The organism is Shewanella sp. 0m-8 (assembly GCF_052977265.1).
Genome location: NZ_JBRIMB010000012.1, coordinates 64,885 through 79,212, shown reverse-complemented (window position 1 = coordinate 79,212; position 14,328 = coordinate 64,885). Strand labels below are relative to the sequence as shown.

Below are 14,328 nucleotides of genomic sequence, written 5' to 3'. Positions count from 1 at the left end.
GAGCTTAATTAAAACATGAATTATTCATTCTAAGGGCTATCTTACGATAGCCCTTTTTTATTGCGCGCAGTTTGAGCGCTTTTGAAAATCGAAGCGCGAGGTTGCTTTAGCGTTAAATTAATTGTTGTTTTTTGTGGCCCTGATGTTTCCATGGTGGTATAACAGGTATACAGCTAACCACTAATATTTGAAACATATGACCAACAAACTAATAAAGTTAGCATTCTGTTTGATGTTAATGATGCCGCTACTTGCCGTCGCTGAAACGTTTGTCAGCTGGCAAAAGATCGAGACGGAGCTCTCTGGACCATTTCGTTTAGGTGCTGGTGCGTTCATAGGTGAGCAAGGTGAGCATGTTATTATCTCCTCTGGGTTGGAGTTTGAGCCGTTCACTCAATCGTTCACTCAAGAGCAACCATTAATCGTTGAAAACATGCTGCTAACCGCTAAGCAATCTCAGCTTGTTTATATTGTTACCGCCGATAGTGCAGTGGTACCGACTTCTTTATCGGCGAACGATGGCAATAGAGCCTATGCGGCTACTGCTCCTTTTGCTGGGGGGACACTTGTTATTGGTGGCATTAATGCGCAGCAAGCATCGAATCGAGTCAATCTACTGGTATGGCAACAGAGCGCTTCTGTATTAGAGAGTTTTTTATTACCGCCACTCCCCGTCGCCGTAAAATCGCCATCAGCTGTCATTGTCGAAAACACTGTGTATGTATTAACGGTGATGGATGCAAATAACCAGTTTTTCGCTTTGGATTTGAGCGCGTTAACAGCAGGTAAAAATTTGCTTTCAAACAATCAATTTGATTTTGAACGCTTCGCAGCCAAGAGCGCTTGGCGCGCTTTACCTGCATTACCAAGTGAAAGTACCACTTATCAAAATGGTGTGCAGTTAGCGGTTCAAAATGATGGCAGTGGTGAAAAAATATATGCGATAGGGGGCTATCGTCTATTAAACCAAGAGCCGAATTCAAGCCATATTCCTCTGCCCTTAACGGCTTTTTGGAAGTTTAATCCAGCCATTGAAACTCTCGCTAATCAATGGCAAAAACTCGGCGACATTTCAGAGACGAATAATGACTTTAATCAGCAAGTAAATAGCCTGGCAACATTCGGCCATTCACACATACTCGCCTTTACCGATAAGGGCGATACTTTAGCATTTAATGCGATAACTAATAGTTGGACGCAATATTTAACGGCGAATGATAATCGCAATACTCCAGCCGATTTTAGTGGCGGGATCACTGAAAGCACCATGACTGCAAACGGTTATGTTTATGCACTAAGCCCTAGTCTTGATAACCGCTCTGCATCTACATTATGGCAAGCATCATTAAAGCGACCAGCTAAGGATTTTGGTTGGATCAACATGACGGTACTAGTGACATATTTAGTATTTGTCGTTTTGGTTGGCTTGTTCTTCGTTTTCAAAAATAGAACCACTAATGATTATTTTCGTGGTGGTCAATCGATTCCTTGGTGGGCCGCTGCTTGCTCAATTTATGCCACCATGTTGAGTTCGTTAACTTACGTTGCGTTACCCGCGGTGGTTTTTCAGAGCAACTGGCTATTGTTATTGGGGATCTGGATGATCATTGCTGTCGCCCCTATTGCGATTTATGTTGCTATGCCGTTTTTCCGTCAGATTGATGCAACGAGCGCCTACGAATACCTTTCAAAACGCTTCAATATGAGCGTCAGATTATTTGCTAGTGGTTTATTTACGCTATTCCATGTAGGACGCATGGGTATTGTTATGGCACTTACTGCATTAGCTTTGTCTGCTGTTACGCCGTTATCTCCGAGTGAGAGCGTATTGATAATGGGAGTTCTTTGTCTCATCTATTGCACTATGGGTGGAATTGAGGCAGTGATTTGGACTGATACCTTACAAACCATAGTGTTACTTATTGGTGCAGTGCTGTGCTTTATCGTCATCATTGCAGGGTTAGACGGAGGTATGGCTGAGTTTATTAGTATTGGTCTTACGGATAATAAATTTACCATGGTGGATGTTGATTTTAGCCTCGATAGCATAACTACCTTGTCTATTTGGGTCGTTGTAATTGGTGGTATTGGCCAGAATCTATCAAGTTATACGGCAGATCAAGCCGTAGTGCAGCGTTACATGGTGACTAAGAACCCGAAAGAAGCCAGTCGTTCTATCTGGGCAAATGCCATTATTGCCGCGCCTGCAGCGCTATTGTTTTTTTGTATTGGTACTGGGCTGTATGCGTTTTACCAAACCCATCCTGAGAAGTTAGATCCTACGATTCAAATAGATCAAATATTCCCTACCTTTATCGCGACAGAGCTGCCCGTGGGGCTAGCTGGCTTAATTGTGGCCGGGATATTCGCCGCCGCACAATCCACAGTTTCAACTAGCATGAACTCCATTGCCACGACTCTTGTGACTGACTTTATACGCCCCTTTAATTTGGTAAAAACAGAGCAAGGCTATATGAGCGCCGCACGTTGGCTGACGTTTATTATGGGCGTATTGGGAACCTTAGCGGGCCTTATCTTTATTGACCCTGAAATTCGCTCCTTAATGGAGGCATATTTTAAGATCATAGGCATGTTTATGGGGGCGTTAGGAGGTTTATTTGTGCTGGGAGCATTGACTAAAAAGGCTAATTCATTTGGCGCGATAGTCGGAATTTTAGCTGGCGTTGCAACCATGGTTTCAGCTTGGCAGTTGGGATGGGCGAATGGTTACTTGTACGCCACGATAGGAATCGTGTCTTGTCTAGTGTTTGGCTACCTTGCCAGCTTACTGACACAAAACATGAAAGCCGCGAATAAAGACTTAACTGGGTTAACACTCTACACAATGGACTCAGTCGCCATCAAACCATCGTAAATATTAGGCTTTAACAAGGGGATATGTCAGTGGTAAATAGAGAGTTAGAAAAGCAATTATTATTGTCGTTGAAGCACTCTTTGATTGTTTCTTGTCAGCCAGTAGATGATGGTCCGATGGACAAGGTTGAGCACGTTGTGGCTATGGCGCAGGCTGCCGTGAAAGGTGGAGCCAAAGGGCTAAGAATCGAAGGAGTCGAGAATGTACGAGCGGTGGCCAAGGTAAGCCCTGTGCCAATTGTCGGAATTATAAAAAGAGATTTAGCTGATAGCGCTGTGCGTATCACGCCATATGTTGATGATGTCAATGCGCTAGCAAAGGCTGGCGCAAGTATTATTGCATTTGATGGAACAGACAGGAGCCGCCCTGCATCAATGTTACAGCTATTAGAGGCAATCCACATGGCAGGTTGTGTTGCTATGGCAGATTGTGCTGACTATGAGGTTGGCATAATGCTGGCTCAACATGGTTGTACTTTTATTGGCAGTACATTGTCTGGTTACACCGATAACTCAGCCCCTCCTTTTGAGCCTGATTATAACTTGGTGAGCCGCTGGGTAAGTCAGGGGCTGAATGTAATTGCAGAAGGGCGTTATAACTCACCAGAGCGGGCAGCATGTGCCATAGGGCTTGGCGCGTTTTCAGTTACTGTTGGATCCGCAATTACGCGTGTGGAACACATTACTCAGTGGTTTGTGGCTGGCGTTGAAGCGGGCGGTAATACCAGTGTAGTGGCAAGTGAAAATGCCCAAGACGGTATAGGAGCCTTGGCTACATGATTATCGCAATTGATGTTGGCGGCACCAAGATATCGGCTGCGTTAATCAAGGGGACTAAAGTCATTGAACTCAGGAAAGTTGATTCAATTATCCATCAAGACTTAGCTAACCTTGCAAGTTACCTTGTTAACTTATGTGAAGGTTGGGCAGAGCAGGCATTTACGATTGCGGTAGCCTGTACTGGGCTTGTGGGAGCAGAGCTAGTTAACTTTTTATCTGCAAACGATTCGCTACCGCTAAAGCAGCAACTTGAAATAGGCTTTGGTTTACCTGTTGTTATGTTAAACGATGCTGCCGCTGCAGCCTGGGCTGAATATACCTTAAGGCCTGATAGGTCAGACAATACTTTGGCCTACATTACCGTTTCAACCGGTGTGGGTGGTGGCATTGTTCAAAATGGCAAGTTAGTGATGGCTGATGATGGATTTTGTGCGCACATTGGGCATATGTCAGTGAGTCGGTCAGGTTTGCCTGCAATTGAGTGTCATTGTGGCAGGTTTAACTGTGTCGAGGCCCTATCTTCAGGGACGGCTATCGCTAATCAAGCGTCAACTATTTTAAATAAAGGTGTTAGCTGCAAAACCGTTTTTAATGAGCATTTATCCCATCCAGAAATAGCCCAGCTACTAGAGCAGGCAACTGATACCATTGTTGAGCTTATCGCTAACATTAGAGCCTTAACAGGAACGCGTATCGTGGTGTTAGGCGGCAGTGTCGGCTCTACAAACTTATTCCAAGAGCGAATAAAAACCAAATTAAGGGCACTTCCAAAAATCTACCACGTCGAACTCGTTGCCCCTGTCTCTGGAGAGCATGCCGACCTTATTGGTGCAGCTTTGTATGCCGATTCGGTAATTGGTTGTGATTAATAGATGCCAGTGTTTTACCTTGATATTGGAATTGATATGCAAGTAATTATTTTAGATACCCCAGAGCAAGTTGCCGAAAAGTCAGCGCAATGGGTAACAGAAGTCATTAAACAAAAGCCTGCGGCAGTTTTAGGTTTAGCTACCGGAAGCACGCCAATTAGTCTATATGAGCTTCTGGTGGAGCAATATCGACATGGCGACTTAAGCTTTGCCGATATCACCACATTTAATCTTGATGAGTACCACAATATTGCGGCTGAGAATCCTCAAAGTTACCGTACTTTTATGCAAAAGCATTTATTTGGTCATGTTGATATTGCGCCTAGTCGGACGTATTTACCTACATGTAGCTCAGAGCAAAATCCTCGCCTCCAAGGCGAAGCGTATGAGCAAAAGATAAAAGATAAAGGTGGAATCGATCTGCAAATATTGGGCATAGGTGCAAATGGTCATATAGGTTTTAACGAGCCAACATCGAGTCTGTCATCACGCACCAGAATAAAAACTTTAACCAAGCAAACGTTAACAGATAACAGCCGTTTATTTGGTCAAGGTGAATTTCAACCAACAATGGCTATGACTATGGGGATTGCCACTATTTTAGAAGCTAGTTATGTGTTGTTGATGGCTACAGGAAAAAATAAAGCGTCGGCAGTGAAGCAAATGATCACCGGACCATTAAATGCCATGTGTCCTGCATCAGCGTTACAGTTACATCAGCATGCGATTATTCTTATCGATAAGGCCGCCGCTAGCGAGCTAACTGAGCAAGATTACTTTTTGTGGGCCGATAAAGAGCAGCAAAAAGTGACTGATAGTCACGGACTATTAACAATGTGCTAGCCTGTTTGCGACAGTTAATTTAAGTGCTTCTTTACAAAGCCATATTGTTTAATATGGCTTTTTTATTGCCACAAAATAAGAATAATCAATCGAAAGCGAGTCAACTGTATGAGTTTAAAGAAGGGGATAAATCAATTTTAAATTGAGTTGCTATAGATAAAGAAAAACCATCATCAAGATGATGATGGTTTGATATATAGTGCATTAAATGCGACCTCACTATAAAACACTTAAAATATTGGTGTTTTGCTATATATCGAAAGTCTAAGGAAATCTAGGTGTTAACGAGTTCGGCTTACTATTACTTATTGGGTTGGCCAAATGGGGTGGTTAAAGCTACCGACTTGGCCTTTAAACATAAAAAATAAGCGATAGCATCAGCATCATGCGTTATGAAGCTGTATGCTCCATAAAGCCGGCGGCTTTCATTTGCACGATGACCTCCTCTTTTTCTTGTGGTGATAGAGCTCTAATTGGCAAGCGAGGATCGCCAACATCAATCCCATGTAGTTGCATCGCCGCTTTCCCTGCCGCGACTCCGCCATATTGCACAAGAGGTCGAATAAGGCCAATAACCTTATTCATTAAGTGAGTGACAGTTTGTTGCTCTCCTTTGTTAAACGCATCAATTATGTCCAAATACAACGAGGCTGCGTAATTATAGGTGCTACCAACAGCGCCGATAGCGCCTACAGCGAGCCCGCCTGGCAGTGACTCATCGACACCAAATGGAATATCGAATTTACCATTGGCTACTCGCTTACAGCGCTGAAACTCATATAAGTCGACATGGTTAAATTTTATACCTGCAAGGTTATCAATGACTTTATCTGCTTTGATAAGAAACTGTTCCATATCAAACATGACATTCGACATTCCTGAGTGGTAGTAATAAAAAGCTTTACTTGGCGCCGCGGCCGCGACGGTTGCGCAGTATTTGACAAGGCAATCGACTGAACTGGGTTTAAAAAAGCAAGGTGCAATAACGGATGTTGCAAATACATCAAGAGTGTCGGCGTGCTTAGTTAGCTCTAGCGTGTCAACAATGGATAGGGCACCAGTATGAACTGTAATACTTAGTTTACCTTGTGCGGCATTAACCCAGCGCTCTGCTACCGCTTTTCGCTCATTGACGGAGCAATTGAGGCCTTCGCCTGTTGTGCCGCAAATATAAACACCTTTAACATTTTGTTTGATGAGCAGTGCGGCAATTTGATCGATAACAGGCAGATTAACATCACCATTAATATCAAATGGAGTATGCGGTGCTGCGATTAATCCAGTTAGTTTTTTCATGGTAATCCTTTATTTAAATTAAAATATTTGTTTGCCATCAATCCATGTTTGGTTTACGTGTAAACTTGTTTGGTTTACGTGTAAACTTGTTTGGTTACTCTTTTCAAGTACGGTGAAGTCTGCATTAGCGCCTATTGCAAGTAATTGCGTGGCTGTATTAATGCCGAGAAAGTCTGCTGGATACACACTTGCCATTCTTAGAGACTCTTCTAGTGAAATATCTAGCATAGTTTGGGCGTTGTTGACCGCCGTTATCATATCTAATGCAGAGCCTGCTAATTGACCTGTTTGGCTGGTTAACTTATTAGTGCTGAGTTGTATTTGATGACCATCAAACTCAAATGTTTGTTGGTTGCTACCAATGGTAGACATTGCATCAGTCACTAACATCATTTTTCCATTGCTTTTAACTTTGGTAGCAAGCTTTGCCGTTGCAGGGTGCACGTGATGGCCGTCTAAGATAAGGCCACACCAGCTCTTTTTATCAAGAAGCGCAGCGCCTAGCATATTGGGGTCTCGGGATGTGAGTGGCGACATAGCATTAAATAGATGAGTAAACCCGATTGCGCCAGCATCGAGCGCTGCTTGAGTGAGTTCAAAGCTTGCATTTGAGTGGCCTAAACATACTTTAACATTGTGTGCTATCAGCGATTTTACTTGCTCTGTTGTCACACACTCTGGTGCGATGGTGACCACTTTTATACCTAGGTCGTTACGGCAATACACTGCCATTTCTTGATCACTTAGGGCCCTTATGTGCTGGCTATTGTGGATCCCTTTTTTGGGCTCGCTGATATGAGGTCCTTCAAAGTGAACACCTATAACGCCTGGAAGCCGTTTTTTAATGGCGTCAGCGATAGTATTTGCGGCATTGTTTAATGTAGTTAAATCACTGGTAATTAGCGTTGGAAGTAACCCAGTGGTGCCATAACGACTGTGGGCATGCACCATAGCTTCGAGAGCCGTTAAGTGAGTTTGCTGATTAAACAAATAGCCGCCACCACCATTAACTTGAACGTCAATAAAGCCTGGGGTTAATAATCCTGAAATTTTGAATTCTTTTGCGTTGTTTACGCTATCAAAAGCAATCACTTTACCATCTTGGAAAGTGATTGGCTGATCTTCCAAGATCTCTCTACCATTAAATACTTGCTCGGCTATCACTGTCGTAATCATGATTTATTAGGCTCTATTGCTGAAGACAATCCCACTTGATGCGGTTCTATGATCCGGCGCTGAGTGAGTGTAAGGTTAGCCAGTTGCGCTACCTGTCATAACAGGTATCTCGTCAACCTGTTATACCAATGTACCAGTTGTTTGTTTTTTGTCAAAGAAAAGTTTCGTGTTGATGTGGCTTATGCTTGTTGGGGAGTGAATTGCGCACGAGTCTATTTTGGATTGATGTTATCTCTGTGAGGGTCAAACCCGCAGGCTGATTAGTTAAATTAGATATTGATGTGCAAGCTGTGATGCTATTGAGGCATAGCAGTACTAGCTATGCAAACGAATGTCCATAAACAAAATTGCATCTATACTTACATGGTGGTGTAATAGGTATACCTGTTAGGTTTTTATTATGATAAGGAAAACGATTGATGGAATATATTGTTGGCGCATATGCTACTGCTCCTTCGGCTGCAGGTTGGGAGCCTGAGCTTGAGACACAGTATTATCAACATTTAAAGTCAGAAGAAAACATTATTGGTATTGAACATCCTTTTGTCGGTAAGTTACATCCTTATGATGATGAATGGTTTTTAAGTAATGTCAGTAAGGACTGGCAGTTTGTATTTACCTCTATTCCAGGAGTGATGGGACAGTTAGCGAGTAATCCCCACTTCGGTATAGCGTCAACAAATGAAGCCGGTAGACAAGCCGCATTAGTTTTTTATCAGCAGGCTCAACAAGCGATTATTACATTAAATAATCATCTTGGACGGGAGGCGGTAAGTTTTCTTAAGATTCATACGGCTCCCAAAATATCAAAAAATTCAACATCGTCTGTTACAGCCTTACAATATTCATTAGAGACAATGTTGTCGTGGGATTGGCACGGAGCAAAACTGGTTATTGAGCATTGTGATGCCTATATAGAAGGCCAAGATGCAGAAAAAGGATTTATGCGTTTAGAAGATGAGATCTCGGCTGCACAATACGTTAATAGTAAACTACAGAGTGACCTAGGTATTAGTATTAATTGGGGGCGTTCGGCAATTGAGGCTCGCAGTACTAACGGACCTTTACAGCACATTGAATTGGCTAAGCAGAGCGGATTACTGAAAGGCATTATATTTTCGGGAGCCAGTGATATTGAAGGGCCGTATGGCAAGTGGAAGGATACCCACATGCCTCCTGCTAAAGATCTCTATATTCCAAGTTATGCCGAAGGTTCATTATTGACCTTTAAAGAGATCGCAAATTCATTGCAGGCGTGTCAACCGCACAGCTTGAGCTTTATCGGCGGTAAAATTTCTTTGCAACCAAACCGAGCCGATGTTGAGCAACGTGTTTCATATATAAAAAGTTTACTGACCTTGTTGGATCATGCTTTAGAACCAAATGGAACGTCAGTTTCTTAAAATGGGACTAGGAGCTGTTAGATTTCTAATTAAAGTTAAGTGTTTTTAACGGCAAATTTAGCCGTGAAGCGGTGGGGATTTTAGAGAGTATGTCTGGTTTTATTTAACGTGAAATCACGCTCAAATTCAGGCTTTCTATGTTAACATCCCCAACCAATCTATTTAGCAAAGCTTTTTCCTTTGGCTATTTAATTCAATTTTAGAGGTGTGCAGCACCTTGTTATGCGGAACGTTAAATGAAATTTAGTCCACTCGTTGATGAGCTCATTCAGTCACTTCGTTGTTTACCTGGTGTTGGCCCTAAATCAGCCCAAAGAATGGCGTTTCAGCTGTTAGAGCGTGACCGTAAAGCGGGATCTAAACTTGCTGACTCGCTAGCTAAAGCGATGTCAGATGTCGGACATTGTCAGTCATGTCGTACTTTCACCGAGGAAACTTACTGCCCAATTTGTGTCAGTACAAAGCGTGGTCATTCAGATGTGATTTGCGTAGTTGAAACTCCTGCGGATGTGTTGGCAATTGAGGCTGGCGGTCATTTTTCTGGGCGATACTTTGTCTTATTAGGGCACTTATCTCCGCTTGACGGTGTTGGCCCTGAAGAGTTAGGGCTGGCGCTACTTGAGCAGCATTTAGCGTCAGGTGATATCAATGAGCTTATTTTAGCGACTAATCCCACTGTTGAAGGTGACGCCACTGCGCACTATATCGCCGATATGGCAAAGCGTCACCAACTAACCGTTAGCCGAATTGCCCATGGTGTACCCGTCGGCGGTGAGCTGGAGTATGTTGATAGCACCACGTTAGCGCTTTCTTTTAACGGACGTTTGCCGATTTAATGTTTGTGTGCTTTGCATGATGAAGTGCATATAAAAAACGCAATTAAACCCAGTCAACGCATTGTCGCAGACTGGTTTTTTTTTGTGCAATTGAAACCAATGCAGCATTTCTCCCTTGAAAAGCCATTTTATAGCCCCATCTTATTTGTAAGCTTTATTTAAACTGATTTTTAAAGGGAACATTTCATGTCACAACAAGAGACGCACGGCTTTCAAACTGAAGTCAAACAACTACTGCATTTGATGATCCACTCTTTGTACTCGAATAAAGAGATCTTTTTGCGTGAGTTGGTATCTAACGCGGCAGACGCGGCAGATAAGCTACGCTATGAAGCCCTTACAAACGATGATCTTTATGGCGGTGATGGCGAACTACGGGTTCGCATTAGCACCGATAAAGAGAAAGGTACCGTAACGATTGAAGATAACGGTATTGGTATGACGCGCGATGGTGTGATTGAACACTTAGGCACAATCGCCAAGTCAGGCACCGCAGATTTTTTCAAAAACCTTTCAGGTGACGAATCAAAAGATTCACAGTTAATTGGTCAGTTTGGTGTTGGTTTCTACTCAGCTTTTATTGTTGCTGATCGTGTAACTGTACGCACTCGCGCTGCAGGTCATAGCGTTGATGAAGCGGTACTTTGGGAGTCTGCGGGTGAAGGTGACTTTACCGTTGAGACTATCTCTAAGCAAAACCGTGGTACTGAAATCACATTACATCTGCGTGCAGATGAGCAAGAGTTTGCAGATGACCATCGCCTACGTTCAATCATCACTAAGTACTCAGATCATATCTCTGTACCGGTAGAGATGTATGAAGAAGGCACGCCTGCGGTTGAAGCAACAGAAGAGGGCGCTGAAGCAACGCCAGCAGTTGAAGGTAGCTGGAAGCCTATCAACAAAGCGACAGCACTTTGGACTCGTAACAAGAGCGATGTGTCAGAGGAAGAGTACAAAGAGTTTTACAAATACCTTTCTCATGATTTTGCTGACCCATTACTTTGGAGTCACAACCGTGTAGAAGGTAAGCAAGAATACACGAGTTTACTTTATGTTCCGGCTAAAGCGCCTTGGGATATGTGGAATCGCGATCGTAAACATGGTCTAAAGCTGTTTGTGCAACGTGTATTTGTGATGGACGATGCAGAGCAGTTTATGCCAAGTTACTTACGTTTTGTGCAGGGCCTTATCGACTCAAACGACTTACCTCTGAACGTATCTCGTGAGATTTTACAAGATAATAAAGTCACCACGGCACTGCGCACTGCTGTAACTAAGCGTGTACTGGGCATGCTTGAAAAGCTTGCTAAGAATGATGCTGAAAAATATCAGTCTTTTTGGACCGAATTTGGCCAAGTGCTAAAAGAAGGCCCAGCTGAAGATTTTGCTAACAAAGAACGTATCGCTGGCCTATTACGTTTTGCATCGACGCATACCGGTGAAGCGACTGCCAATGTATCACTGGCAGATTATGTTGAACGTATGAAAGAAGGTCAGTCTAAGATCTATTTCATTGTCGCCGACAGCTATGAAGCTGCTGCAAACAGCCCACACCTTGAATTACTGCGTAAGAAGGGCATCGAAGTGCTGTTGATGTCAGAGCGTATCGATGAGTGGTTGATTAATCACTTAACTGAATTTGACGGTAAGAAGTTACATTCAGTTACACGTGGTGATCTTGAACTGGGTGAGCTTGAAGATGCGGGTGAGAAAGAAGCACAAGAGAAACTTGAAACTGAGTCAGAAGGCTTAGTTAAGCGCGTTAAAGACAGCTTAGGTGATAAAGTGTCTGCGGTTAAAGTGACGACCCGCCTAACTGATACTCCTGCATGTGTGGTTGCTGGTGAAGGCGAGATGTCAACGCAAATGATTAAGCTTATGCAAGCAGCAGGGCAAGATGTACCTGAGTCTAAGCCAACATTTGAGCTAAACCCTGAGCACCCTCTAGTAGCACGTTTAAATGACGAGCAAGACGAGCAGCAATTTGCACAGTGGTCAGAGCTATTATTACAGCAAGCATTGTTGTCGGAAAAAGGCAGCCTAGCTGACCCATCTGCGTTTATTAAGCTAATGAACCAAATGCTACTAGCTAACGTTAAGTAATTAGCAGCTATGATTAAAGAGGCAGTAACACTGCCTCTTTTTTATGGTCCAGATTGGTATAAGTTCAGGCGAAAGCTAAAGGAAAGTTATGGAATCGATTCTAGAACTGACTAAAGAAAATATTCAACAAGTAGTCGATGCTTCGATGGAGCAGGTCGTTGTGATGGCCTTTTGGGCGAGTCAAAGCCCTGAGAGCTTAGCCTTGATGCAGACCCTTGAGAATATTGCACAGCAGCAAGCGGGCCGTTTTGTACTCGCTAAAGTTAACTGTGAAACAGAAATGGAAATTGCTAATTATTTCCAGATCCAAAGTTTGCCAACCACCCTAGTTTTGCATGAAGGTAAACCGGTTGATGGTTTTGCTGGTGTACAAGAAGCGCCGCAAATATTAGAGATGCTAGATAAGCATCTACCCGCTGAGTGGCAACTTAAGCTTAATCAAGCACGTGTATTTTTAGCCGAGCAAAATGCCATTGGCGCTTTGCCTTTGTTAAAAGAGGCGTATAGCGACAAGCAACTGCCAGAAATCGCGTTAGCATTAGCCGATGTTTATCTGTCACTGGGTGTACTTGAAGATGCTCAAGGTTTACTCGACTCTGTAGGCCTGGCTGATCAAGACAGTTATTATCAAAGTCTAAAGGCAAAGTTAGCCTTAGCGTTAGATGCTGCCGATACGCCCGAGATTAGGAAGCTGCAACAAGATGTAGACAATGCCCCTGATAACTTAGCCTTAGCAGTTGAGTTAGCGAAAGCATTGCATCAAGCAGGACGTAACGATGAAGCATTAGCTTTGTTGTTTGCACCGCTGCAAAAAGATGTTTCCGCATTAGATGGCAAGGTAAAGGGACTTTTTTTAGAGATTTTAACCGCGTTAGGGCAAGGCAATAGCTTAGCTAATCAATACAGACGCAAACTCTACACTTTACTTTACTGATTGGTGATGGTTGACCTTTCACGGTTACTTTTGCCGCTGTTTATTGGCTATTTGATAAGGTAAAGGTTATGCCGCTTAGCCATTCTCCACATATAGCCTATAACGCAGTAAAATAGCCAAGAAGCGCGGCGCTTCAATCGTTCTATTGCTGCGTTACACGCTTTTTGCTTAGCTAGCTAATCATCATTGTTTATGCTTTGCACTAAAACGATTGGATCCGAACAAAAGCTAAGCTCGAAAGATTAACAGCCCTAGTATCAAAGATTTTTATTATGACTGATGCTAAAGTCGAATGAAAATAGCTTCAAAATAGCGGCTATTTATGCGAAGATCGCCGCCCTAAACATAACAATACCCATCGACTAGACAGCTTTTTGCTTATTCTAGGCGGATGTTGGTATCACAGTGCGAAATTAAGAGGAAGATTCAGATGCGCATTATGCTATTAGGTGCCCCAGGTGCCGGTAAAGGTACCCAAGCCCAATTCATCATGGAAAAGTACGGTATTCCTCAAATTTCAACAGGCGACATGCTACGTGCAGCGGTAAAAGCGGGCACTCCACTTGGCTTAGAAGCTAAGAAAGTCATGGACGCTGGCCAGTTGGTTTCTGATGAGCTAATCATTGGCTTAGTAAAAGAGCGTGTAGCACAAGATGATTGTGCTAAAGGTTTCCTATTAGACGGCTTCCCACGCACTATTCCGCAAGCAGATGCTATGGCTTCAAGCGGTATTGCACTTGATCACGTGATTGAAATCGACGTGCCTGACGAAGAGATCGTTAAGCGCATGAGCGGTCGTCGTGTTCATTCTGGTTCTGGCCGTGTTTACCACATCGTTTTTAATCAACCAAAGGTTGAAGGTAAAGATGACGTAACTGGTGAAGATTTAGCAATCCGTCCTGACGATGAAGAGTCTACAGTACGTAAGCGTCTTGATATTTATCACGAGCAAACTAAGCCATTAGTAGAATACTACGGCGCAATTGCAGCTAAAGGTGACGTGACTTATAACAAGTTTGACGGCACTCAGTCTGTAGCGACTGTTAGCGAAGAGATCGTTACGGTTCTTGGCTAAAAACAACGCTTACAGAGTATAAAAAATACTCGAGTAAATATGTGTTTATGAGCTAGTTCTCATATTTGAAAAAGCCCATTTAAATGGGCTTTTTTTATGCGTTTTGCAGTGATAGCCTGACGTGAATATCTTACTA

Annotated in this window: 11 protein-coding genes; 9 read left to right on the top strand and 2 right to left on the bottom strand. The window is 43.1% G+C overall.

The window, feature by feature from the left end; all coding sequences use genetic code 11:
* The first annotated feature begins 196 nt into the window (after positions 1–196).
* Genes ACVBIO_RS08390 through nagB form a run of 4 tightly spaced genes read left to right on the top strand, consistent with a single transcriptional unit; the run spans position 197 to position 5,366 of the window.
* Complete coding sequence (locus ACVBIO_RS08390; RefSeq protein ID WP_447172393.1) at positions 197–2,875, top strand: sodium:solute symporter family transporter; 2,679 nt, start codon at positions 197–199, stop codon at positions 2,873–2,875.
* 23 nt (positions 2,876–2,898) lie between these two features.
* Complete coding sequence (locus ACVBIO_RS08385; protein WP_447172392.1) at positions 2,899–3,654, top strand: N-acetylmannosamine-6-phosphate 2-epimerase; 756 nt, start codon at positions 2,899–2,901, stop codon at positions 3,652–3,654.
* Positions 3,651–4,523, top strand: coding sequence for an ROK family protein (locus ACVBIO_RS08380; RefSeq protein WP_447172391.1), 873 nt, complete (start codon positions 3,651–3,653; stop codon positions 4,521–4,523). Before ACVBIO_RS08385 ends, ACVBIO_RS08380 begins: the two co-directional genes overlap by 4 nt.
* Before the next feature lie 36 nt (positions 4,524–4,559).
* Positions 4,560–5,366 carry a glucosamine-6-phosphate deaminase gene (nagB, locus tag ACVBIO_RS08375; RefSeq protein WP_447172390.1) on the top strand — a complete coding sequence of 269 codons (807 nt, stop codon included), beginning with the start codon at positions 4,560–4,562 and terminating at the stop codon, positions 5,364–5,366.
* 390 nt (positions 5,367–5,756) lie between these two features.
* Here the strand turns inward: nagB and ACVBIO_RS08370 are convergent, their stop codons facing one another.
* Both ACVBIO_RS08370 and nagA read right to left on the bottom strand, forming a co-directional pair.
* A complete protein-coding gene (locus ACVBIO_RS08370) occupies positions 5,757–6,662 on the bottom strand; it encodes a dihydrodipicolinate synthase family protein (protein WP_447162087.1) in 906 nt (301 codons plus the stop codon).
* 18 nt (positions 6,663–6,680) lie between these two features.
* A complete protein-coding gene (gene nagA, locus ACVBIO_RS08365) occupies positions 6,681–7,838 on the bottom strand; it encodes an N-acetylglucosamine-6-phosphate deacetylase (RefSeq protein WP_447172389.1) in 1,158 nt (385 codons plus the stop codon).
* Positions 7,839–8,257: 419 nt separating this feature from the next.
* Here nagA and ACVBIO_RS08360 point away from each other — a divergent pair, with 419 nt between their 5' ends.
* The 5 genes from ACVBIO_RS08360 (at position 8,258) to adk (ending at position 14,192) form a co-directional block, all read left to right on the top strand.
* The gene (locus ACVBIO_RS08360) at positions 8,258–9,241 is read left to right on the top strand and encodes a DUF4862 family protein (RefSeq protein ID WP_447163424.1); all 984 of its coding nucleotides are present in this window, start codon (positions 8,258–8,260) and stop codon (positions 9,239–9,241) included.
* Positions 9,242–9,477: 236 nt separating this feature from the next.
* Complete coding sequence (gene recR, locus ACVBIO_RS08355) at positions 9,478–10,077, top strand: recombination mediator RecR (RefSeq protein ID WP_447162084.1); 600 nt, start codon at positions 9,478–9,480, stop codon at positions 10,075–10,077.
* Positions 10,078–10,263: 186 nt separating this feature from the next.
* Positions 10,264–12,183 (top strand): molecular chaperone HtpG, encoded by a 1,920-nt coding sequence (gene htpG / locus ACVBIO_RS08350; protein ID WP_447172388.1) that lies wholly within the window; start codon positions 10,264–10,266, stop codon positions 12,181–12,183.
* Between the two features lie 88 nt (positions 12,184–12,271).
* The gene (locus ACVBIO_RS08345; protein WP_447162082.1) at positions 12,272–13,117 is read left to right on the top strand and encodes a co-chaperone YbbN; all 846 of its coding nucleotides are present in this window, start codon (positions 12,272–12,274) and stop codon (positions 13,115–13,117) included.
* Between the two features lie 430 nt (positions 13,118–13,547).
* Positions 13,548–14,192 (top strand): adenylate kinase, encoded by a 645-nt coding sequence (adk, locus tag ACVBIO_RS08340; RefSeq protein ID WP_447162081.1) that lies wholly within the window; start codon positions 13,548–13,550, stop codon positions 14,190–14,192.
* Positions 14,193–14,328: the final 136 nt, after the last annotated feature.